Annotated in this window: 16 protein-coding genes; 9 read left to right on the top strand and 7 right to left on the bottom strand. The window is 70.8% G+C overall.

What is annotated here, in order from left to right:
• Nucleotides 1-163: 163 nt before the first annotated feature.
• The 3 genes from ABZ928_RS00585 to ABZ928_RS00575 are packed head-to-tail and all read right to left on the bottom strand — an operon-like array spanning nt 164 to nt 2,647.
• Nucleotides 164-1,483: a HAMP domain-containing sensor histidine kinase gene (locus ABZ928_RS00585; RefSeq protein ID WP_361514167.1), complete on the bottom strand. Its 1,320-nt coding sequence runs from the start codon at nt 1,481-1,483 to the stop codon at nt 164-166.
• Entirely contained in the window at nt 1,480-2,148 is a 669-nt protein-coding gene (gene cseB, locus ABZ928_RS00580) for a two-component system response regulator CseB (RefSeq protein ID WP_361514165.1), read from the bottom strand. Before cseB ends, ABZ928_RS00585 begins: the two co-directional genes overlap by 4 nt.
• Nucleotides 2,149-2,185: 37 nt before the next feature.
• Nucleotides 2,186-2,647: a hypothetical protein gene (locus tag ABZ928_RS00575; protein ID WP_361514164.1), complete on the bottom strand. Its 462-nt coding sequence runs from the start codon at nt 2,645-2,647 to the stop codon at nt 2,186-2,188.
• Nucleotides 2,648-2,990: 343 nt separating this feature from the next.
• Between ABZ928_RS00575 and ABZ928_RS00570 the strand changes: the two genes are divergently transcribed.
• Both ABZ928_RS00570 and ABZ928_RS00565 read left to right on the top strand, forming a co-directional pair.
• Entirely contained in the window at nt 2,991-6,296 is a 3,306-nt protein-coding gene (locus ABZ928_RS00570; protein WP_361514162.1) for a S8 family serine peptidase, read from the top strand.
• A gap of 247 nt (nt 6,297-6,543) precedes the next feature.
• Nucleotides 6,544-7,548 (top strand): LacI family DNA-binding transcriptional regulator, encoded by a 1,005-nt coding sequence (locus tag ABZ928_RS00565; protein ID WP_361514160.1) that lies wholly within the window; start codon nt 6,544-6,546, stop codon nt 7,546-7,548.
• 24 nt (nt 7,549-7,572) lie between these two features.
• On the opposite strand, the gene ABZ928_RS00560 is transcribed toward ABZ928_RS00565, so the two are convergent.
• The gene (locus ABZ928_RS00560; RefSeq protein WP_361514158.1) at nt 7,573-8,901 is read right to left on the bottom strand and encodes an enolase C-terminal domain-like protein; all 1,329 of its coding nucleotides are present in this window, start codon (nt 8,899-8,901) and stop codon (nt 7,573-7,575) included.
• Nucleotides 8,902-8,937: 36 nt separating this feature from the next.
• The gene (locus ABZ928_RS00555) at nt 8,938-10,239 is read right to left on the bottom strand and encodes an ABC transporter substrate-binding protein (protein ID WP_361514156.1); all 1,302 of its coding nucleotides are present in this window, start codon (nt 10,237-10,239) and stop codon (nt 8,938-8,940) included.
• A gap of 225 nt (nt 10,240-10,464) precedes the next feature.
• Here ABZ928_RS00555 and ABZ928_RS00550 point away from each other — a divergent pair, with 225 nt between their 5' ends.
• Genes ABZ928_RS00550 through ABZ928_RS00535 form a run of 4 tightly spaced genes read left to right on the top strand, consistent with a single transcriptional unit; the run spans nt 10,465 to nt 14,197 of the window.
• Nucleotides 10,465-11,430, top strand: a complete 966-nt coding sequence (locus tag ABZ928_RS00550; RefSeq protein ID WP_361514154.1) for a sugar ABC transporter permease — start codon at nt 10,465-10,467, stop codon at nt 11,428-11,430.
• Complete coding sequence (locus ABZ928_RS00545) at nt 11,427-12,287, top strand: carbohydrate ABC transporter permease (protein ID WP_361514152.1); 861 nt, start codon at nt 11,427-11,429, stop codon at nt 12,285-12,287. Before ABZ928_RS00550 ends, ABZ928_RS00545 begins: the two co-directional genes overlap by 4 nt.
• 12 nt (nt 12,288-12,299) lie before the next feature.
• Complete coding sequence (locus ABZ928_RS00540) at nt 12,300-12,872, top strand: hypothetical protein (RefSeq protein ID WP_361514150.1); 573 nt, start codon at nt 12,300-12,302, stop codon at nt 12,870-12,872.
• A gap of 11 nt (nt 12,873-12,883) precedes the next feature.
• On the top strand, nt 12,884-14,197 hold the full coding sequence (locus tag ABZ928_RS00535) for a Gfo/Idh/MocA family oxidoreductase (protein ID WP_361514148.1): 1,314 nt from the start codon (nt 12,884-12,886) through the stop codon (nt 14,195-14,197).
• A 37-nt stretch (nt 14,198-14,234) separates the two neighbouring features.
• On the opposite strand, the gene ABZ928_RS00530 is transcribed toward ABZ928_RS00535, so the two are convergent.
• Nucleotides 14,235-14,870, bottom strand: a complete 636-nt coding sequence (locus ABZ928_RS00530) for a TetR/AcrR family transcriptional regulator (protein WP_361514146.1) — start codon at nt 14,868-14,870, stop codon at nt 14,235-14,237.
• 396 nt (nt 14,871-15,266) lie between these two features.
• Here ABZ928_RS00530 and ABZ928_RS00525 point away from each other — a divergent pair, with 396 nt between their 5' ends.
• The 3 genes from ABZ928_RS00525 (at nt 15,267) to ABZ928_RS00515 (ending at nt 20,661) form a co-directional block, all read left to right on the top strand.
• Nucleotides 15,267-17,663 (top strand): SpoIIE family protein phosphatase, encoded by a 2,397-nt coding sequence (locus ABZ928_RS00525; protein WP_361514144.1) that lies wholly within the window; start codon nt 15,267-15,269, stop codon nt 17,661-17,663.
• A gap of 544 nt (nt 17,664-18,207) precedes the next feature.
• Complete coding sequence (locus tag ABZ928_RS00520; RefSeq protein ID WP_361514142.1) at nt 18,208-20,148, top strand: nitrate- and nitrite sensing domain-containing protein; 1,941 nt, start codon at nt 18,208-18,210, stop codon at nt 20,146-20,148.
• Between the two features lie 96 nt (nt 20,149-20,244).
• Nucleotides 20,245-20,661 carry a roadblock/LC7 domain-containing protein gene (locus tag ABZ928_RS00515; protein WP_361514140.1) on the top strand — a complete coding sequence of 139 codons (417 nt, stop codon included), beginning with the start codon at nt 20,245-20,247 and terminating at the stop codon, nt 20,659-20,661.
• 217 nt (nt 20,662-20,878) lie between these two features.
• Here the strand turns inward: ABZ928_RS00515 and ABZ928_RS00510 are convergent, their stop codons facing one another.
• The gene (locus tag ABZ928_RS00510; protein WP_361514138.1) at nt 20,879-22,339 is read right to left on the bottom strand and encodes an aldehyde dehydrogenase family protein; all 1,461 of its coding nucleotides are present in this window, start codon (nt 22,337-22,339) and stop codon (nt 20,879-20,881) included.
• Nucleotides 22,340-22,375: the final 36 nt, after the last annotated feature.

Below are 22,375 nucleotides of genomic sequence, written 5' to 3'. Positions count from 1 at the left end.
GCGGCACGCCGGGTTCGGTGCCTTGGCCCTGCGGTGACGACCACCGGCGCGGACGGGTGCAGGGGAGGTTCGAGGGCATGGGGCAAACCTCGGGCACTGTGCTGGGAGGGAACAGGGTGGGGAGAAGCACACACGCGCCCAGCTGAGCCGTCGACACCGGACTTCACTCCATGGGCAGCCGCAGCTCCGCCTCCGCGCCCCGCTCTGGACGGTTGCGGAAGGTCAGCCGGGCACCGAGCAGCCGGGCCTGGCCGGTCGCGATGGTCAGGCCCAGGCCGGTGCCGCCGGTGCGGTCGCCCGTGCGGAAGCGCTGCGGTCCTGAGGTGTGCAGCACGGCCAGGAGGTCGGGCGGGAAGCCGGGGCCGTGGTCGCGGACCCGGATCACCGGACCGTCGACCTCCACCTCGACGGGCGGGGCACCGTGCCGCAGGGCGTTGGCGGCCAGGTTGGTCAGGACGCGCTCGACCCGACGCGGATCGGTCACCACGACCGCGTCCGCCACGACGCGCACCTCCACCCCGTCGAGCCCCGCCACCGCGCGCCGCGCCATCGCACTGACCTCCCGCCGCTCGGTGTCGACCACCGCCGCCTGGGAGTCCAGCCGGGCCACCTCCAGTACGTCCTCCACCAGCTCTCGCAGATTGCGTACGCTGCCCGCCACCAGCTCCGTCGCCCGGCCGGGCGGCAACAGGCCGACCGCGGTGGACATGCCCGCGACCGGCGTGCGCAGTTCGTGCGCGATGTCGGCGGTCACCCGGCGCTCCGCCTCAAGGCGGGCACCGAGCGCGTCCGCCATCGCGTCGACGGAGGCGGCAAGCCGGGCGATCTCGTCCCGGCCCCGGGGCCGCACTCGGGCGTCGAGGTCGCCGTCGGCAATGCGTTCCGCCGTCCGCGCGGCGGCCGCGGCCCGGCGGCCCATCCGCACCCCCAGCAGCAGTCCCGCCCCGGACACCAGCGCGGTGGCGGCCGCGCCCGTGACCACCAGCGTCCGGTCGAGGGAGGCCAGCGCACGCTCCTCCGGGGCGTACGAGCGGTGCAGCGCGAGGACCCTGCGGTCAGAGACGCGGGTCGCCGCCCACAGCACCGGATGCCCGTCCCCGCGCTCCAGGTAGGTCACCCGGACGTCGCGGCGCACGGCGCGGGCCACCGGGCCGGGCAGACCGGCCGGGTCGACCCGGGCGGCCGAGCGGCGTCCGGCGGCGTGGTCGTCGGCCGCGTTCAGCAGCTGCTGGTCCAGTGCGGAGCGGGCGGCGTCCAGCTGGTAGGCGGCGGTGGTCCGGTGCACCAGCACCCCGATGGCACCGGCCACGCACACCGCCGCGACGGCGACCGCGAGGGCGACCTTCGCGCCCACGTTCAGCGGGCGCGGCTTCACGAGCGCGTAGAGGGAGCTCCGCCACCCGGGAACCCGCTGGGATCGCCACCGTACGAACGCACTCCAGGACGGCGGCTGCACGCGCCCGTTCGAGGACGCCGGCTTCACGGGCACAGCTTGTACCCGAAGCCGCGCACCGTCTCGATCCGCTCCCGGCCGATCTTGGCGCGCAGCCGCTGCACATGGACGTCGACCACCCGGGTGTCGCCGGACCAGGCGTAGTCCCAGACGCGTTCCAGGAGCAGGTCCCGGGAGAGGACGGTCCCCGGTGACGCGGCGAACTCACTCAGCAGTCTCAGCTCGGTCGTGGTCAGGGCGAGCAGTTTCCCGGCACGTTCCACGGTCAGGGAGTCCGGGGCGAACACCAGGTCCCCGAAGCGCAGCCGCCGGGCCTGGGCCGACGGCCCGGCGGGGGCCGCGCGGCGCAGCAGGGAACGGATGCGGGCGACGAGGACCGGGCCGTCGAAGGGCTTGGTGACGTAGTCGTCGGCGCCCGCCTCCAGGCCCATCACCACGTCCACCGGGTCGTTGCGGGCCGAGATCAGCAGCACCGGCACCCCCGACTCCTCGCGGATCCGGCCCGCGAGGCTCACCCCGTTGAGACCGGGCAGCATGATGTCGAGCACGGCCACGTCCGGACGGTGTTCCCGGAAGAGCGCGAGCCCGGTCACCCCGTCGGCGGCGGTCCGCACCCGGTAGCCGCGTTGCTCCAGGGTGAGCCGCGTGGCCTCCCGGATCAGTTCGTCGTCCTCGACCAGCAGCACCTCGTGCATCGGCTTCCCTCTCCCACGGTCCTCTCCCGTGCCGTACTCAGGCATCCGGCACGTCCAGATCCGTACTGCGGTAGCCCTCCGACCAGAACGGCGCCGGGGGGTGGACGGGCGTGAGGGTGAGGTGGCCGTAGAACGCCACGTTCCCCCGCTCGACCAGTCCGCTGAGGACGACCTCGACCCGGAAGTTCGGCGGGTCCCCGTCGGGGCAGCCGGACAGACAGGTCGTGTCCGTCGCCACACCGGTGGCCCGCGCCCTGGACGAGCCCCAGTCCCGCCACGTCAGCCGCCCCAGCGAGACGCGGCCTGTCGGGTCGACGGACCTGGGGCGCTGCCAGGCGCGGCCGTACCAGTCCGTCATGTACACCGGCCCCGACCAGGGGACCGAGGTCACCGCCGGGCCCTCGACCCGGACACCGCCGTCCACGCCGCCGCACCCGGCCAGACAGACGGTCACGCAGACAGTCGGAACGGCCCGGCGTACGAACCGGCGAAGCCGCATGCCCGCTGCTCCTTCCGCAGGGCCGTCGGGTCTCACGGAGCAAACACCGTGACCGCGTCGGGCAAACATGTCACGACAAAGTATCGGTGGCGGGCGAGGCGATCCGCGCCGCCCCCAGCCGGTGATTTCGATCACCGGCTCACGGCCGGTCCGACAGCCCCTGTCGTGAGGCCACCGTTACCCGGCCCAGCGCCCTGACCTGGGTTTGTAACAACCGTCCGGCGACGTCCCATCGAAATCGATACGCCGTCGCCGCACAACGGCGAAACAGCTGTGCGGCCGTGTCCCTACCGTCGCTTCCCTCAACGAAAAGCCCAGCCCTGGGGGAACCTTGCGCAGAAGTGTGAAAACGACGGCCGCGGCGGCGGCGACGGCCGTCCTCGCCACGGTGGTGGTGGCCTCGGCACAGGCGACACCCGTGCCCACGGCACCGTCGGCCGCCGCCGCCCGGAACACCACAGCCGCGGGCGGCCACCGGCTCACCCTGGTCACGGGTGACCGGGTCACCGTCGACGCCAAGGGCCGGGTGACCGGCTTCCAGCCCGCCGAGGGCCGTCAGCGGGTGCCGGTGCAGATCCGCAGGGTCGGCGGCCACACCCTCGTGCTGCCGACGGACGCCTCCAGGATGATCGCGAGCGGAAAGCTCGACCAACGGCTCTTCGACGTCACGGAGTTGACCAAGGCGGCCAACCGCAGGAACCAGGGCGACGGCGTGAAGGTCATCGTCGGCTACAAGGGCGGCGCGGCGCGCGCCGTCAAGTCCGGTGTGCGCGACGCGGGCACCGCCCACCGCACCTTCGCGGCCCTCGGCCTGGACTCCGTGCAGACGCCCGCCGAGGACACCCCGGACCTGTGGAAGGCGCTCACCGACGGCGACTCCGTCACCCCGGGCATCTCCCACGTCTGGCTCGACACCGTGCGCAAGGCGAGCCTCGACAAGTCCGTGCCTCAGATCGGCGCACCCGCGGTCTGGGCGAAGGGCTACGACGGCAAGGGCGTCAAGGTCGCCGTCCTCGACACGGGCATCGACACCACCCATCCCGACCTCAAGGGCCAGGTGACGGCCGCCAAGAACTTCACCTCGGCGGCCACCACCGGCGACAAGGTCGGCCACGGCACGCACGTCGCGTCCACGATCGCGGGCACCGGCGCCAAGTCCGGCGGCAAGTACAAGGGGGTCGCGCCGGGCGCGAAGCTCCTCAACGGCAAGGTCCTGGACGACTCGGGCGAGGGCGACGACTCCTCCATCCTCGCGGGCATGGAGTGGGCCGCCGAGCAGGGCGCCGACATCATCAGCCTCAGCCTGGGCGGCACCGACATGCCCGGGGTCGACTCCCTGGAGTCCACGGTCGACAAGCTGTCGGAGGAGAAGGGCATCCTCTTCACCATCGCCGCGGGCAACGAGGGCGACTCCGGCGCCCAGACCATCGACTCCCCCGGCAGCGCGGCCGACGCGCTCACCGTCGGCGCCGTCGACGTCCACGACAAGCTGGCGGACTTCTCCAGCCTCGGCCCGACCGCCGACGGCGCCCTCAAGCCGGACGTGACCGCGCCCGGCGTGGACATCACCGCGGCCTCGGCCAAGGGCAGCGAGATCGCCAAGGAGTACGGCGAGAACCCGCCCGGATACGTGACGATCTCGGGTACGTCGATGGCGACCCCGCATGTCGCGGGTGCCGCGGCCCTGCTCAAGCAGGCCCACCCCGACTGGACGTTCAAGGAGCTGAAGGCCGCGCTGGTCGGCTCGGCCAGGAACGACGGCTACTCGCCGTACGCGCAGGGTTCGGGTCGTATCCAGGTCGACAAGGCGCTCGACCAGAGTGTGATCGCCGAGACGTCCTCGCTGAGCTTCCCGGTCCAGCAGTGGCCGCACACCGACGACACCCCGGTCACACAGCAGTTGACGTACCGCAATCTCGGGACGAAGGACGTCACGCTGACCCTGTCGGACACGACCCGGGCTCCCGGTGGCAAGGCGGCTCCGGCCGGCTTCTTCACCCTGGGCGCGGACAAGGTGACGGTTCCGGCCGGTGGCCGTGCGTCCGTCGCCGTCACCGTAAACGCCAAGCCCGGCGGCTCGGTCAACGGCATGTACTCGGCGTACGTGACCGCCACCGGCGGCGGCCTGAGTGTCCGGACCGCGGTGGGCGTCGAGCGGGAGCCGGAGGCGTACAGCCTCACCGTGAAGTACGTCAACCGCCCCGGCCAGACGCCGGTGCACCTGACGACCCTGTCGACGACCACCCGGGGCGACGGCGGCTACACCAACCAGACCAGCGCCGACACGGTCACCTTCCGCGTCCCCAAGGGCGACTACATGCTGGACTCGCTCAGCATGAAGGACCCCGACTCGACCGAGGGCGGCGTCGACTGGCTGGCCCAGCCGGTGCTGCGGATCGACAGGAACACCACGGTCACGCTGGACCTGAACACGACGAAGGCGCCCGACATCACCGTGCCGGACGCGGCGGCCAAGCCGTTGCAGGCGATGGTGTCGTACGAGTACCAGCCCGCGGCGGTGGCGAACTCCGTCACGATGCCGTCCTTCTCCGACATCCGCCTCGCCCACGTCGGCCCGGCCCGCTCCTCCGGTCTGGTGCAGGTCTGGTCCGGGCAGTGGACCAAGGGCTCCGGCGCCGAGTACGACACCGTCAGCGGCAGCGAGGTGACGAAGCTGGCGGGGACCCACGTCCACCACTACAAGGCGAGCGAACTGGCCACCGTCAAGGCGGGGTTGGGCGCCTCGGCCACCGGCAGGACCGGCGCCCTGGACCTGACCGTCGCGGTGCCCGTCGGCTACGGACTGCACACCCCCGTCCCGCAGCAGCTGCCCACCACGCGCACGCTGTACCTGTCGACCGGCGGGAGCGCCTCCTGGTACTTCGACTTCGAGCAGTACTCGGGGAAGAAGGACGACGACGGGGCCCCGATCTCCGAGGCGTCCTCCAACAGCGGTGACTACGACACGTTCACCGGCGGCAGGACCTACCGCAAGGCGTTCGACACAGCGGTGTTCGCACCCCGGGTCGTCCCGGGCGAGTACGGCGTCTTCCACGGCTCCGACGGCATCTACGGCCGGCTGCCCCTCTTCGCCGACGGCAACGGTCAGGCGGCCTCCTCCGACCTGACCTCGGCGCGCACCACGCTGTACCGCAACGGCAAGAAGGTCGGCACGAGCAGCGACGCGCTCACCGGCCAGAAGACGTTCAAGGTCCCCGGCGCCCGGGCCGCGTACCGGCTCACCGCCACCGCCACCCGCAGCGCCAAGGTGCAGGCCGCGTCCACGCGGGTCGACGCGAGCTGGACGTTCCACTCCAAGTCGCCCTCGACCGGCGTGCCGACCGAACTCCCCGTATCCACCATCCGGTTCAAGGCCCCGACGGGTCTCGACGGCCGGGTCGTGGCGGGCCGGACGCTCACCTACCCGGTCACCGTCGAGGGAGCCGCCAAGGGCGGCAACCTCAAGTCGCTTGCCGTGTACGTCTCGTACGACCACGGCAGGACCTGGAAGAAGACCGCGGTGCACCACGGCAGGGTCAGCGTGAAGAACCCGGCCAAGGGCAAGGGGATCTCCCTGCGCGCCGTCATCACCGACAAGAAGGGCGACACCTCGAAGATCTCGGTCTACGACGCGTACTACGGCAAGTAGGCGCGAGCCGGACGCGTGAGTGAGGCGGTCCGTGGGGTGTACGGCATCCCGCGGGCCGCCGTGTCGTCCCCGTCCGCGGGGCCCGGCCCGCCGGATGGCGCGGGCCGCTCCTCGTCCGCCAGGAACAGCCCCGTTCTGCCGGGCACACGGCTTGCTTCACGGGTGCGCCGGCAGCGGACTCCGCGAGGCACGCGTACCTCGGCGATCTTCCATTGACGCTCGCGAGCAGGGGTGTAAACCTCGGCACGTGCAGGTGACGATTCGAGAAGTTGCGAAGGCGGCCGGGGTCTCCCCGTCCACGGTGTCCCGGGCGCTCGATCCTGATGGGAGGGCCAGTGCGGTCACCCGGGAGCGGGTCCAGGCCGCCGCCGACCGGCTCGGCTACCAGCCGAACCGGGCCGCCCGCGGTCTCATCACCGGCCGTACCGGCCATCTCGGGGTCATCGTCCCTGACCTGCTCAACCCCTTCTTCGCGGACATCTGCAAGGGCGCGCAGGCCCGCGCCCGGGGCCTCGGCCACGCGGTGTTCGTCAGCGACTCCGAACGGGACGAGGGCCTGGAGCTGGACGCGATCCGCACGATGGCACCGGAGGTGGACGGCATCGTGCTGTGCGCCCCGCATCTGAGCAGCGAGGAACTGGGTTCCCTGGACCGGCTCACCCAGAAGCCGATCGTGCTGCTGCACCGCCAGGAGCCCGGCTTCCCGAGCGTCACCGCCGACATGGTCGAGGGAATGACCGACGCCCTCACCCACCTGCACGCCCTCGGCCACCGACGGATCGCGTACGTCGGCGGCCCCCGCAGTACCTGGACCGCGCAGGAACGGGCCGCGGGGATCGAGGCCATGGCGGGCTCCGGGAAGGTCGAGATCATCCACACCGGCAGCGTCGCCCCGCACTTCGACGGCGGCATCACGGGCGCCGCGGACGTGGTGCTGGCCAGCGGCGCCACCGCCGTGGTCGCCTTCAACGACATCGTCGCCTTCGGCCTGATCAGCCGCTTCACCGCGCGCGGGGTACGGGTGCCGGAGGAGATGAGCGTGGTGGGCTGCGACGACATCGCCCTGGCCGGCATGGCCGCACCCCCGCTGACCACCGTCGGCGTACCCAAGGCACAGGCCGCCCGGGCAGCGGTCGACCTGCTGTTCCGCATCCTGGGGACACCGGCGGAAGAGGATGCCCAGCCCTTGCAGCGGGTCCTGCCGACCCATCTCGTGGTACGGGGGTCGACGGCGGCGATCGAGCGGCGCTGAGCCCGCTCGGCGAGGGAACCGCTCCTACCAGCGGGGCATCGTCGGCTCGAACTCCGGTCGCACACTCCGCAGGTAGGCGGTGTCGTTGCGATGCTCACGTCCCAGGGCCAGGTACCTGGCATGGAGCCGGTCCAGTACCGCGCGGTCGAGTTCGACACCCAGACCGGGGCCGGGCGGGACCGGGACCGAGCCGTCGGTGAACGACAGCGCGCCCGGAACGACGACGTCCTCCGCCGCGTTCCACGGGTAGTGCGTGTCGCAGGCGTGTCCGAGTCCGGCCGTGGCCGCCGCCACGTGGGTCATCGCGGCGAGGCTGATCCCGAGGTGGGAGTTGGAGTGCATGGACAGTCCCCAGCCGACGGCCCGGCAGACGTCCCCGAGCGCGACACCGGCCCGCAGACCGCCCCAGATGTGGTGGTCGCCGAGCACGATCCGCACGGCACCGCGCTCCACGGCCGGGCGTATGTGCTCCAGCGAGGTCACGCACATGTTGGTGGCGAGCGGCAGCGTCGTCCGCGCGGCGACGGCGGCCATGTCCTCGACGCCGGCCACCGGGTCCTCCAGGTATTCGAGGACGTCCGCCAGTTCGCCGATCACCGCCAGGGTGGTCGGCAGGGTCCAGGCGGCGTTGGGATCGAGGCGGAGCGGGTGGTCCGGGAACTCGGCGCGCAGCGCGTGCAGCGCGGCGATCTCCTCGTCCGGCGGGAACACCCCGCCCTTCAGCTTGAGCGAGCGGAAGCCGTAGCGGTCCACCATGCGCCTGGCCTGGGCCACGACGCCGTCCGGTGTGAGGGCCTCGCCCCACTCGTCCGCCTCCGCGCCTGGATGCCCGGCCCACTTGTAGAACAGGTAGCCGCTGTACGGCACCGAGTCCCGGACCGGGCCGCCGAGCAGGTCCACGACCGGTACGCCCGCCAGCCGACCCTGCGCGTCCAGGCAGGCCACCTCCAGCGCCGAGTACACCCGCCGTACGTCGAAGGCGGGCGCCGGAACGGGCGCCGGGCCGCGTGACTCGGGCGGGTCGGTGCGATCGGCCCAGCGTCGCCAGGGCGCGTCGGGACCGTAGTCGATGTCGTCGGCCTGCCCGGACAGCAGCTCCCGCACCAGCCGCGACAGGGCTCCGGTGGCGTACACGCTGGTGCCGGGCAGGCGTGAGCCGACCAGCTCCAGCCAGTCCAATTGCCAGGCGTGTCCCGCGCATTCACCGAGCCCGGTGACCGTACCGCCGCGGCCGTCGGCGACGTCGAGTTCGATGACGGCGCGCAGGACATGCGGCTGGTGCACTCCGTCGGCGTTGAGCAGCGGGGGGTCGGCGAAGGCGATCGGGGTGACGCGGAGTTCCTGGATGATCATGTGCGGAAGCCTTCCGGCGGCCTAGCCGTGCGGGGATCAGCCTTTGGGGACGGTGCTGTTGTACTTCTCGAACATCTCGGCCGCCGCCTCCCGCACGGTCTTGTTCCCGAACAGCACGTCCTCGTTGACCCGCCGGAACTCCAGCTTGTCCTCGTCGGAGCCGGACGGGGGGATCGACATCGGGAGGAACCGCTTCTCCAGCGAACTGACGTATTCGTACACCGTCCGGTCGCCCTTGCTCAGCTTCGGGGCGATGCGGTTCAGGGTCTGCCGGTTGGGCGGCAGTCCGCGCACCACGCCGAGGGCGCTGCCCGCCTCGGGGTCGTTGAGCAGGAAGTCGATCAGCTGCGCGGCCTCGCGTTTGTGCGCGCTGCTCTGCCGTACGCACATCATGCCCGGCCCCGCGGTCAGCCCGAGCGGGGCGCTGGAGGACTCGGTGGGGAAGGGGACGAGGTCGATGTCGCCGTAGGCCTCGAAGTAGGGCGCGACCGTGCCGGTGAGGTTGAACTCGGCGGTGGAGATCTTGCGCACCAGCAGGGAGTTGGAGGTGTTGCCGTCGTAGGAGGCGGTGAGATTGGGCGGGGTGAAGACCTTCTTGTCGCGCAGGCGGGCGGTCAGCTCCCAGAACGCGGTGAGGTCGGACTGGGTGAAGCCGAGCGCGCCGTCGGCCTTGTACAGGGACTTGCCGCGCTGGTTGAGCCAGAGGTCGAAGGTCTCGCTGTAGCGGCCGAAGTCGGTGAGCGGATACCGGTCGGGGGCCGCCTTCCGGAGGGCGGGGCCCACGTCGTCGATGAGATCGTCCCAGGTCCAGCCGGGCTTGGGGAGGCCGCCCGCCTGCTGCCAGATCTTCGGGTCCACGAGCAGGGCCTGGGTGGAGATCCCCGTGGGCACCGCCCACAGGTCGCCGTCCAGCCGGTCCGCGTCCACGTAGACCTCGGGGATGCCGCTGACGTCGATGCCGGAGAAGTCGGGTCCGCTGAGGTTGGCGATCAGGCCGTTGGCGGAGTAGTCGCGCAGTTGGTAGTAGTCCATCTGCAGCACGTCCGGGCCGGTGCCCGCGGCCACTTGGGCGGCCAGCCGCTGGAAGTACTTGTCGTACCCGGTGAAGGACACCGAGACCTTGATCTTCGGATGGCTTCGCTCGAAGAGCTCGACCGCCTTCTGGGTCGCCAGGTTGCGCTCGTCGCCGCCCCACCACTGGAAGTTGAGGGTCACCTCGCCGTCGGCCGAGGCGTCCGCGGTGCCGCAGCCGGCGACGGCGGCGCCCAGGCCGAGAGCGCCCAGTGAGGCGAGCACCTGACGGCGTGAGGGCGCGGGCAGGACACGGGGTCGGCGCATCGGGGACATCGGCGGCCCTTCGCTCGGTGGGGCGATCGGTGTTCGGGGAGCGAGTGCAAACGTTCCCACTCTGTTCCCAACTGGCCCGGAAGCTACGCTCGGCAGCCGCCCCGAGTCAATGGCGGATACCGAACAATCACGCAGGTCCTTGACTCTTGCGATCGTCCGCCCCGCGTGCAAACGTTGCCGCCGTCATCCATCCTCGACGTGGAGGAGCAGCCCCCGATGGCCCAGGCGACCGCCCCGCCCCGACCTCTGCCCCGCCCGCGCGGCGGCGCCACCGACGCCAACACCCCAGTACCGCGCCGCCGTTCACAGGGTCTGTCGGCGCATGTCTTCCTCACGCCCTGGCTGATCGGCATGATCGCGCTGACCGTGGGACCGATGCTGGCGTCCCTGTATCTGTCGTTCACGGACTACGGCCTGTTCACCTCGCCGAAGTGGGTGGGCCTCGCCAACTACCGCTACATGCTGGAGGACGACCGCTTCCTCACCTCCATCGGCGTCACCCTCGAATACGTCCTCATCAGCGCCCCGCTCAAACTGGCGGTCGCGCTCGCCGTGGCACTGCTGTTGAACCGGGCCCGGCGCGGAGTCGGTCTGTACCGCGCCGCGTTCTACGCTCCCTCCCTGCTCGGCGCCAGCGTCAGCGTCGCGCTCGTGTGGCGGTCACTGTTCGCCACCGACGGTTTCACCGACAAGACCCTGAGCTCGTTCGGCATCCATCTCGGCGGCTTCACGGACAACCCGGACTACGCGCTGTACCCGCTGATCACGCTGACCGTCTGGCAGTTCGGCGCTCCCATGGTGATCTTCCTCGCCGGGTTGAAGCAGATTCCGAGGGAGCTGTACGAGGCGGCCTCGCTGGACGGGGCGAGCCGGGCGCGCACCTTCCTGTCCATCACCCTGCCGATGCTGTCCCCGGTGCTGTTCTTCAACCTGGTCCTGGAGATCATCAACTCCTTCCAGTCGTTCACCTCCGCGTTCGTCATCAGCGACGGCGCCGGCGGACCGGCCGACTCGACTCTTCTCTACTCCCTCTACCTGTACGAACAGGCCTTCACCAACTTCCACATGGGGTACGCCTCCGCGATGGCGTGGGTGCTGCTGATCGTGATCGCGCTGGTCACCGCGCTCGTCTTCCGCACCTCCCGTATGTGGGTCCACTACGGACAGGAGGACGCGTCGTGACGACCACTACGGCACCCCCGGCCGCGGGCCGGCTGCGTTCGGCGCTCTGGCACCTCGTCTGCGTCGCGATCGGTCTCGTACTGCTCTATCCGGTGCTGTGGCTGTTCACCGCGTCGGTGAAGTCCGGCACCGAGATCATCTCCAACCTGAGCCCGATCCCCCAGGTCTTCACACCGGGCAACTACACCCATGCGATCGACGGGGTCAGCGGCATCTCGCTGTGGCGGATGTTCGGCAACTCGCTGCTGATCTCGGTCGGGACCGTCGTCGGCAACGTGGTCTCCTGCTCACTGGCCGCCTACGCCTTCGCGCGGCTGCGTTTCCGGGGCCGCGGCCTCTACTTCGCGCTGATGATCGGCACGCTCATGCTGCCGCTGCACGTGGTGCTGATCCCGCAGTACATCATCTTCCAGAAGCTCGGCATGGTCGGCACGTATCTGCCGCTGATCCTGCCGAAGTTCCTGGCCACCGAGGCGTTCTTCGTCTTCCTGATCGTGCAGTTCATCCGGTCGCTGCCGCGCGAGCTGGACGAGGCGGCGATCATCGACGGCTGCGGCCCGTACCGCACCTTCTGGCACGTGATCATGCCGCTGCTCAAACCCGCCCTGGTCACCACGACCATCTTCTCGTTCATCTGGAGCTGGAACGACTTCCTGCCCCAGCTGATGTATCTCGCCGACCCGGACACCTACACCCTGCAACTGGGTCTCAACCTGTTCGTCGACCAGTCCGGCAGCGCCGCCTTCGGCCCGATGTTCGCGATGTCCGTGCTGACGCTCGTGCCGGTGATGCTGTTCTTCTTCGCCTTCCAGCGGCTGCTGGTCGAGGGCGTCCAGACCTCCGGACTCAAGGGATAGGGGTACGACGCCATGCGACGCTCCTGGTTCCCCCTCTTCGCCGACTGTCTGCTGCTCGGCGTGTTCCTCGTGGTCTGCTCGCTGCCCGTGGTCACCGCGTTCCCGGCGTTCGTCGCCGGCTGCGCGGTGCTGCGCGAGCAGGCCAGGGGCGGTCCGGGCGTGACGCCGGCGACCCTGCTGGCGGCGCTGCGCGGCGTGCTGCGCTCGGGGCGCGCGGTCTGGCTGGTGCCGACCGGAGTGCTGGCGCTGTTGTGGCTGGACGCGCTGGCGCTGGACGCGCACGGGCCGGGGATGGGTGTCCCGGTGGCTGCGGCGGGCGCGCTGGTGGTGGCCCTCGGTCTGCGGTGTGCGGCGGGCTGGCGGGAGGGGCTCGCGTGGCGCGCGGTGACCGTGTCGGCGTTCCGCTCGATGCCCCGGTGGCCGCTCGTGCCCGTCCTGTTGGCCGGTTCCGCCGTCGCGGCCGCTGCGCTGGTGGCCATGTCCCCCGTCCTGCTGCTCGTCGCCCTCGGCCCGCTCGCCCTCGCCGCCACGGCCGTCGACGCGTGGCGCCCGCTGTCCCCGTCCCCCGAGCTGTCCGCGAACTGAACGGAGACCCCATGCCTTCCGACACCGCACGCCGCCGCTGCGCCGTGGTGGGACTGGGCGCCCGCGCCCGGCTCTTCACCAACGCGCTCGCCGGTCCCTACGCGGACCGGGTCGAAGTGGTCGGCTTCTGCGATGTCAACCCGCACCGAATGGCCGTGCACAACGAGTGGATCGGCGCCTCGGTACCGACGTACGCAGCCGAGGACTTCACGACGATGCTGCGCCGCGAACACGTCGACCTGGTCGTCGTCTGCACGGTCGACCGCACCCACGACCACTACATCGTCGAGGCCCTGGAGGCCGGCTGCGACGTGGTCACCGAGAAGCCGATGACGACGGACGCCGACAAGGCCCGCCGCATTCTCGACGCCCAGCGGCGCACCGGCCGCGAGGTGCGGGTCGCGTTCAACTACCGCTACAACCCGGTGCATTCGGCCGTACGGGAGGTCATCGCCTCCGGAGAGATCGGCGAGGTCGGCTCCGTCCACTTCGAGTGGCTGCTGGACCTGCGCCACGGCGCCGACTACTTCCGCCGCTGGCACCGCGAGAAGGCCAACTCCGGTGGCCTGATGGTGCACAAGGCCACCCACCACTTCGATCTCGTCAACTGGTGGCTGGGCAGCGAACCCGAAACCGTGTACGCGCAGGGCGGGTTGTTCTTCTACGGCGACGAGGCGGGCGCCCGCCGGGGCCTGGCCCGCGACTACCGCCGGGCGCACGGCTCCCCGGCAGCGGAAGACGACCCCTTCGCCGTACGGCTGGCGGACTCGCCCCTGCTCACCGAGCTGTACCTCGACGCGGAGGGCGCGGACGGCTACCACCGCGACCAGAACGTCTTCGGACCGGGCGTGACCATCGAGGACGACATGGCGGTCCTCGTCCGCTACGCGTCCGGCGCCACTCTCACGTACCACCTCACCGCCTACGCCCCCTGGGAGGGATACCGGATCTCCTTCAACGGCAGCGCGGGACGCCTGGAACTGCTGGTCGAGGAGTCCACGTGGACCCGGTCCGAGGTGGTCGTGCCGGGTGACAGCGCCGTTCTGCACGGGGAGGCGGTGGGCGACACCGCGGGACGTACGGAACTGCTGCTGCGCCGGTTCTGGGAACCGCCGCGCGAGCTGAAGGTGCGGACCGGCGAGGGGGGACACGGCGGCGGCGACGTACGGATGCTGGAGGATCTCTTCGGCGAGCCCGTGGCCGACCCGCTGGGGCGGGCCGCGGACGCCGTGGACGGAGCTCGCTCACTGGTCACGGGGCTGGCGGCGAACCGGTCCTTCGAGACGGGCGGCCCGGTACGGACCCGGGAACTGCTCGACGTCTGACCGTGAGATACGTCGGAGGGTTGACGGACCTGACCCGTCAACCCTCCGGCTCGTCCACCCGGCGGCCCTGCTCACTCGGGCCGGAACCGGTGGCGAGCAACCCATTGACCACCAACGTCGCCAACATCTCGGCGGTGGCCGAGAGCTGCTCCGGTGAAGCGCCCTCGGGCCGGCCCAGGCGCCTGGCCAGCGGTACCTCCACCATGCCGCTGATGGGGCCGATGATCGCGAAGAACAGCACGTCCATGGGGACGGGTCCCATGCGTCCGGCGGCCACCAGGCGCTCGATGCCGGGCACGATGGTCTGCAGCGTCGGGGCGATGTAGCGCTCGTACACGTAGTCGAGTCGCTCGGAGTCCCGGGAGAACTCGTCGACGAAGATCCGGCCGAGCTGCGGTCTGATCACGGACGTGCGGTAGAGGCCGGTGATGAACTGCCGCAGCTGCTCGACGTCGTCGGCCGAGGTGTCGACCTCCGGCATGACCTCGAACTGCGCCCCCATGGCGGAGTCGACCACCGCGCGCCAGAAGGCGGCCTTGGACCCGTACCGGTCGTTGATGAAGTTGTGGCTGACACCCAGACGACGGGCGAGTTCACGGGCTGAGGCCCGGTCGTAGCCCAGCTCCGCGAAGGCCTCCAGGCCGCGCAGCAGGATGCTCTCCTCCTCGGGCACCGCGGGAGTGTCCGCCCCCGGCCGTCCGGGCCTGCGAACCGCTACGTCTCGTGCTCCCACGCATACCTCCAAGCTTCCTGCCCGTCTCCGCGAGCCAGCCTACTTGACAGACATCAGATTCCCCTCGGCCCAGGCCTCGCCGGGCGGCCGGCGGGAAGCGCGGACGAGGGTGGGTCCGCCCCGCCCGCACGAGTCCCCGTCGGCCGCGGCACCAGCGGTTTTCCGTCGCTCCCGAGCGGACGGGCTCGTGTCACGTGGACCGGCAGCTCCGCCGCCCTTGCCGAAGGCGACGTGGTCGTGGTCCCGCCGGGCGACATCGAAGTCGTACGGGTCGCCCCGGCAGTACATTGAACTGATCGGAACCCATCCACCTCGGCAGTAGTCATGACGGTCCTCATGAACACCCATGAAGCAGCCTCCGCGCCGCAGTCGCTGTCGTCCGAGAGCGCGACGGGGGTGCTGGACGACGCCCTGCGAGTCATCGGATGGAGCCGGGAAGCCGAGGAACTCTTCGGCCACCGCCCCTCCGAGGTGCTCGGCCGATCCGCCGACGAGATCCTCACCGACACCGGGACGGGTACCGGTCCGTTCGCCACGGCGGGCCGGCCCTCGCAGGACCTCGGGGTGCGTACGGTGCGCCATCGCGACGGCCGTACGGTGTCCGTCTCCCTGAGCCTCGCACCCCTGTCCCACGCCGCCGCCGGAGCGGCCTGGCTGCTCACGGCGACGGACACGGCGCCCTTGCGGCACCGCACCATCGGCCGGGCCATGCTCGCGGGGCTGTACCGCGAGTCACCCGTCCAACTGGTCGTGTACGACCCCGACGGCCGGGTCAGCTGGATCAACACGGCCGTCGAGAAGGAGCTCGACACACCGCTGGAGGAATCCGTCGGCAGGTTCGTGAAGGACATCCTCCCGGAGGGCGGGAAACTGCACGAGGGCGGCCGGCCGACCGACATCGAGGGGATCATCGAACACGTCGTGCGCACCGGTGAACCGGTGACCGGCATCCGCTACCGCAGTCCGGCCCGGGTGGACCCCCGCCGCGACCACGTCTGGACCTGCTCCTACTTCCGGCTGCAGGACGAACACGGACGGACGATCGGGGTCTGCGAGGTCAGCCTCGACACCACCGACAGCCATGTGGCACGGCAGCGAATGGCCCTGCTGAGCAGGGCCGGCGGCAGCATCGGCACCACCCTGGACATCCGGCGCACGGCCGCGGAACTGACGGCACTCGTCGTCCCCGAATTCGCGGACACGGCCACCGTGGACCTCCTGGAACCGGTACTGCGCGGCGAGGAGCCCCAGTCGTGGAGTGAGGGCCCCGGGCTTCCCCCGGCCCTGTGCCGACTCGCGGAGCGACCCTCGACCGCGGCGGCGGGTGACCCGCTGCCCACGGCCTCGGACACCGCGCGGCTGCGGTGCCTGGCCGAGGGCGAACCGTTCGTCGACCCGGTCTCCGGCGAACTCGTCGTACGGCTGGAAGCCCGCGGCGCCGTGTTGGGCGTCGCGGGCTTCCAGCGGTCCCGAAGCCGCTCCCCCTTCGACGGTGAGGAGACCGCGCTCGCCGTCGAACTGGTCTCCCGCACGGCGGTGTGCGTGGACAACGCCCGCATGTACATGCGAGAACACGCCACCGCGCTCATGCTCCAGCACGACCTCCTGCCCCACACCCTGCCCCGCCCCGCCGGCATCGAGGTCGCCCATCGGTATCTCCCCGCCGAGGGACCCGCCGGCGTCGGCGGGGACTGGTACGACGTCATCCCGCTCTCCGGCGCGCGCGTGGGCCTGGTGGTGGGGGACGTGGCGGGGCACGGTATGCGGGCCGCGGCCACCATGGGCCGCCTGCGCACCACGGTGGCCGCCCTGGCGGCCCTCGACCTCGCGCCGGACGAACTGCTCGCCCGCCTGGACGACCTGGTGGCGCGGGTCGGCGTCGCGCAGCCCGCCGACGACACGCACGAGGACCAAGCGCTGGGCGTGACCTGCCTGTACGCGATCTACGACCCGGTCACGCGGCACTGCGTCATGGCCCGCGCCGGTCACATCCCTCCGGTCCTGGTCACCGCCGACGGACGGGCCGACCTGGTGGACCTGCCCGCGGGGCCGCCCCTGGGCGTCGGCGGCCTGCCCTTCGAGAGCATCGACCTCGAACTGCCGGAAGGAGCCATGCTCGCCCTGTTCACCGATGGAGTGGTCGAGAACCGGGAGCGGGACATCGACGTCGGCATCCGCACCCTGTGCGCGCGCCTCACGCGTCCCGGGGGCGCTCCGCTGGAGCAGGCCTGTGACGCCGTCCTGCGGGCACTGCTGGTCCGGCCGCCGCAGGACGACGCGGCACTGCTGCTGGTCCGCGTGCACGCCCTGGCGGAAGACCTGGTCGCGACCTGGGACCTGCCCGTCGAGCCCGGCGAGGTGGCCCGTGCGCGGTCACTGGTCCGCGACCGCCTCGCCGAGTGGGATGTCGACGAGTCCGCCGCCTTCGTCGTCGAACTCGTCGTCAGCGAGCTGGTCACCAACGCCGTCAAGTACGGCGGCGCCCCCGTGCGGCTACGGCTCATCCGGGAGCGCGGACTCATCGTCGAGGTCTCGGACGGCGGCCACACCTCCCCCCACCTGCGGCGGGCCGCGTCGGAGGACGAGGGCGGCCGCGGACTGTTCCTGGTCGCCCAGCTGACACGACGGTGGGGCACCCGTTACACGTCCACGGGCAAGACGATCTGGACCGAGGTGTCACCGACCCTCACCGAGCTCCCGAGCGCTCCGTTGCTGGAGTCGTTCCCGCTCTGAGGGCTCACCGAGCGTCCGGTCCGACGGGAGCGACGCCCACGGCGACGTGGTGCCGGCGGTGCGCCGTCGGGAAGGACCGGTCGGCGCCCCGTGGTCCTCCACCGGGAGCACCACACCACCCAGCGGGACGACGAACGCCGCCCAGCCAGGTCCACGCCGCGCAGCACGGCGTTCCCCGGGTGCTGCCGTACCACCGGTGCCCGCGATCCCGCCAACTGCCGCGGTTTCGCCGTCTGTTCAAGAGGAGAGACCAGGCCTACCCGTCACAGCCCGGGAGTCATCAACCATGCGAATAACGGTCATTCAGAGCCTCAATCATCCAGGGGGTGGGTGCCCAGGGCCACCAGGACCACACTCGACGGCAGGCGTGCCCCCACCCCAAGTCGCCCCAAGTCCATATATAAAGCAACGCTCCACCTATCTTCACTTTCGAAACCTAATGCGATAGAACAACACATGTTTCACCCATATGACATGCTTGTGTCTGTGCGCAGGGGGGAAGCTGCACATGCCGTCCCACGTTCGTGGCCGCACCGCGCGATCAGTGAGTGCGATCCGGGCCGCGCTGAGTTGGCGCACGATCCGCGGACGTACCGCGGTCATCCTGGCGGTCCCCACCTGTCTGCTGCTGGCACTGGTCGGCTCGGCCGTCGCAAAGCAACTGCAGGTGTACCAGGACGCCCGTGACACCAGGTCACGGATCGACGTGGCCCTGCGGATCCAGGCCCTGGTGGACAGTCTGCAGTACGAGCGCACCTTCACCAGCGCCCTGTTGTCGGGCGGTGACAGCTTCCGCGAGAAGGTCACCGACGGGCGCGGGAAAGTCGACTCCTTCCGCGTCGAGCTGCGCGACGAACCAGCGGTGACCGACACACTGGGCGCCCTGAGCCGACTGGCCTCGGTCCGTTCACAAGTGGACTCCGGCACCGCCGACCAGAAGAAGACCAACGCGTTCTACACAGACGCCATCGGCGCCCTCAACAGCGCCAACCCGGCCGAGAGCATGAACGGACTCGGCGACCGGCAGCTGCGTGACGACCTGGCCGCACTGGGAGCGCTCGCCGAGGCGAAGGAAGCAGGCAGTCAGGCCGGCAGCCTGCTCAGCGGAGTTCTCGTCGCCGGAAAGTTCAGCGGCACTAACTACGTCGATTTCATGGAGGGCAGGGCGACCCGGATATCCGCCATCGACCGATTCTTCAGAATCGCCAGTCCCGCGCAACGCGAAGCCGTCCAGAAGATCCTCGGAGGAATGTCCGGCCGCCTGGACTCCGTCGAGGCCAAGGCGGTCGCGGCGTACGACGGCAGGCGGCTCGACGCCCCGGTCTCGGAGTACCTCGGTGACCTGAGCCGCCTCGACAGCACGGTCTACAAGGCCCAGCAGCGGGTCGACGCCGACGCACTGGCCCGCGCCGAGACCCTGAGCGACCAGGCCACACTCGCGCTCCTCGGCTACCTCGGCATCATGCTGCTGGTGGTCGCCGTGCTCGCCGCAGCCGCCGTCCTCGCCAACCGCTCCATCACCAGGCCCCTCGACGCGCTCGCCGGCGAAGCCGACGACGTGGCCCGGCATCGGCTTCCCCGGACCGTCGCCCTCATCCAGGCCGGTCAGCTCGTACCGTCCGAGGAGATCCCGCCGTCGGCCGACGGCGCCCCGGAGGAGATCTCCCGGGTCGTCACAGCGCTGCGCAACGTGGAGAGGACAGCTCTGGACCTGGCGACAGAACAGACGGTGCTGCGCCGCAACAGCGCCGAGTCCCTGGCCAACCTCGGACGGCGCAACCAGGGCCTCGTCCGTCGCCAACTGGCCCTCATCACCGCCCTCGAACGGCAGGAACTCGACCCCGAGGCGCTGGCCGAACTCTTCGAGCTCGACCATCTCGCCACCCGTATGCGCCGCAACGCCGAGAGCCTGCTCGTCCTCGTCGACGAACGCTCACCCCAGGTGCGCAGCGCGACGGCCAGCAGCCTCGAAGTCGTCCAGTCCGCCATCGGAGAGGTGGAGCAGTACCGCCGGGTCGCCATCGCCGCGATCGAACCCCGCCGGATCAGCGGCCGAGCCGTCTCCGAGCTGTCCCATCTGCTGGCCGAACTGGTGGAGAACGCACTCACCTACTCGCCGCCGGACCAGACGGTGGACATCCATGGCTGGGCCGAGGGCGAGGAGTTCAACCTCGCTGTCGTCGATCACGGAATCGGCATGTCCCCCGAGGACCTCGCCCGCGCCAACGCACGCATCGCCGGGGAGGAGGTGTTCCTCGTCGCGCCCACCCGATTCCTCGGGCACTACGTGGTCGGCAGGCTCGCCCGCCGCCTCGGCGTGGAGGTCATGCTCTCGCACAGCCCGGCCGGAGGAGTGTCCGCCCTTGTCACCCTGCCCGCCCGGATCCTCGTTCCCGAGGAGGCGCCGCCGCCGGATCCGCATCGGCAGATCTCGTCCGTCCTCAACAGCTTCCGGGCGGGCGTCGCGCGCGCCGAGGCCGGATGACCAGCAGCCGGCGGCCGTCGTCCGCGAGCTGAACAGCAGGACGGCAAGAAATCCAGATGGCTGGAAAGCCAGTTGACCAGATAGGAATCGTCACCCGTGTCCTCCGCGCATCAGAACCTCGGCTGGCTCGTCTCGGAATTCGTCCGTACCAGCGACGGGGTCAGTCACGCCATCGCCGTCTCCTCGGACGGCCTGCTCATAGCAGCCTCGGACGGCCTCCCCCGGGATCGCGCCGACCATCTGTCCGCCGTGGTGTCCGGCATCGTGTCCCTTGCCGGGAACGCGGCGGAGACACACGGCTACCGCGGTATGAAACTCGTCATGATCGAGATGCTCGACGGGTTCATGTTGGTCAACAACATGCGAGACGGCTCCTGCCTCGGCATCCTCGCCGAGGAGGGCTGCGACATCGGCCTGATCGGCTACGAGATGGCCGTCCTCGCCGACCGTGCGGGCGCGCTCCTCACCCCCCAGGTCGTCGGCCGGCACCGCCAGGCTCCGCTGCCGAACTGAAGTCCGGGATCCGGTACGACGCGCGACATGCGCGTGATCGTAGACGCGATCAGGCTACCTCCGGTCGTCGCGGTCTTGTCGGCTTCCGTCCTGGCCCGCGACGGCGAACGGATCACCGCCACCGTGGACACGAGGGTCACGATGGCGATGATCCGACTGGTGCTCGTCCGTCCTGTGGGGCGGCTGTCGCGCCGAGACCATCACGACAGCCGCGGCCTCAGAAGGGGTAGTGCGGTCGCTCGGTCGAGACGGTGACCCAGCGGGTGTTGGAGAAGAACTCGATGCCCCACCGCCCGCCGAAACGGCCGTAGCCGGAGGCTCCGAATCCGCCGAAGGGGGCCTGCGGCTCGTCCCCGACCGACTGGTCGCCCACGTGGACGATGCCGGTGCGGATACGGCGTGCCACCTTCAGGCCGTGGGTGGCGTTCTCGGTGATGACACCGCAGCTGAGGCCGTGCTCGGTGTCGTTGGCCAGCGTCACCGCTTCGTCGTCGTTCGCGAAGGACGTGATGACGACGACGGGGCCGAAGGCCTCCGTGCGGTGCAGCGCCGCGTCCTCTGGGACGTCGGCCAGGACGGTCGCCGGATGCAGGGCACCTTCAGGTGCGCCGCCACCGGTGAGCACCCGGGCGCCTCTCGCCCGCGCGTCCGCGACAAGGGCGGCGACGCGTTGCGCGGCGGCCTTGTCGACCAGCGGGCCGATGACGGTGGTGGGCAGGGCCGGGTCGCCGCTCGGCAGGGCCGCGACCTTCGCGGTGAACCGCCGCGTGAACTCCTCGACCAGGGATGCGTGGACCAGGATGCGGTCGGCGCACATGCAGATCTGGCCGGCGTTCATGAACGCGGCGATCGTCGCGGCGTTCACCGCGTGGTCGAGGTCGGCGTCCTCCAGCACGACCACGGAGTTCTTGCCGCCCAGTTCGAGCAGGGCCGGCTTGAGGTGGCGGGCGGCAAGGGTGCCGATGATCTGTCCGACGCCGGTCGAGCCGGTGAAGTTGACGGCGCGCACCCGTGGGTCCGCTATCAGCGTCTCGGCGATCTCGGCGGCGTCCGCCTTGTCGTTGGTGATGACGTTGAGGACTCCGTCGGGCAGCCCGACCTCGCGCAGGACGTCGGCGACGAAGAGGGCGCAGGCGATCGGGGCATCCTCGCTGGCCTTGACCACGACGGTGTTGCCCGCGGCGAGCGCGGCGGCGACCGCGCGGGTGCCGAGGATGACCGGCGCGTTCCACGGCGCGAACGCCGCGACGACGCCGAGCGGTTCGCGGACGGCGAGGCTCAGTCCGCCCGGCTCCTGGGTGGAGAGCACGTCTCCGCGCGGAGCGGTGATCGCGGAGGCGGCCTCGCGCAGGAAGTTCGCGGCGACCATGACGTTGAACATCGACCACAGCCGGGTCCCGCCGGCCTCACCGGCCACCAGGTCCACGGCGAGTTCGATGTGCTGCTCCATGAGTGCGGCGGCGTCCAGGAAGATCTTCCGCCGGGCGAAGGGCGCGAGCGCGGCCCACTCCGCGAAGGCGGCGTCCGCCGCGTCCACCGCGGCGCGGACGTCCTCCGGACCGGCGGCGGCGACCGTGGCGTACACCTCGCCGGTCCAGGGGTTGGTGTCGGCGGTGGTCCGGCCGGACGCGGCGGGTATCTCCTTGCCACCGATCAGGAGACTGCGGTTGATGGTCATGGTGTCATCTGCCTTCGTCGGGAAAGGGGTTGTCCG

Origin of the sequence: Streptomyces sp. NPDC046909, assembly GCF_040644695.1 — a bacterium.
Lineage (GTDB): Bacteria > Actinomycetota > Actinomycetes > Streptomycetales > Streptomycetaceae > Streptomyces.
The sequence above is the reverse complement of the archived record's forward strand: the minus strand, read 5'-3'. Positions and strand labels throughout refer to the sequence as shown.

What these genes read in the sequence shown, in the direction of transcription:
- cseB (WP_361514165.1), bottom strand. Translation starts at nt 2,148, where the DNA reads ATGCACGAGGTGCTGCTGGTCGAGGACGACGAACTGATCCGGGAGGCC.
- ABZ928_RS00575 (WP_361514164.1), bottom strand. Translation starts at nt 2,647, where the DNA reads ATGCGGCTTCGCCGGTTCGTACGCCGGGCCGTTCCGACTGTCTGCGTG.
- ABZ928_RS00560 (WP_361514158.1), bottom strand. Translation starts at nt 8,901, where the DNA reads ATGATCATCCAGGAACTCCGCGTCACCCCGATCGCCTTCGCCGACCCC.
- ABZ928_RS00555 (WP_361514156.1), bottom strand. Translation starts at nt 10,239, where the DNA reads ATGCGCCGACCCCGTGTCCTGCCCGCGCCCTCACGCCGTCAGGTGCTC.
- ABZ928_RS00550 (WP_361514154.1), top strand. Translation starts at nt 10,465, where the DNA reads ATGGCCCAGGCGACCGCCCCGCCCCGACCTCTGCCCCGCCCGCGCGGC.
- ABZ928_RS00540 (WP_361514150.1), top strand. Translation starts at nt 12,300, where the DNA reads ATGCGACGCTCCTGGTTCCCCCTCTTCGCCGACTGTCTGCTGCTCGGC.
- ABZ928_RS00535 (WP_361514148.1), top strand. Translation starts at nt 12,884, where the DNA reads ATGCCTTCCGACACCGCACGCCGCCGCTGCGCCGTGGTGGGACTGGGC.
- ABZ928_RS00525 (WP_361514144.1), top strand. Translation starts at nt 15,267, where the DNA reads ATGAACACCCATGAAGCAGCCTCCGCGCCGCAGTCGCTGTCGTCCGAG.
- ABZ928_RS00510 (WP_361514138.1), bottom strand. Translation starts at nt 22,339, where the DNA reads ATGACCATCAACCGCAGTCTCCTGATCGGTGGCAAGGAGATACCCGCC.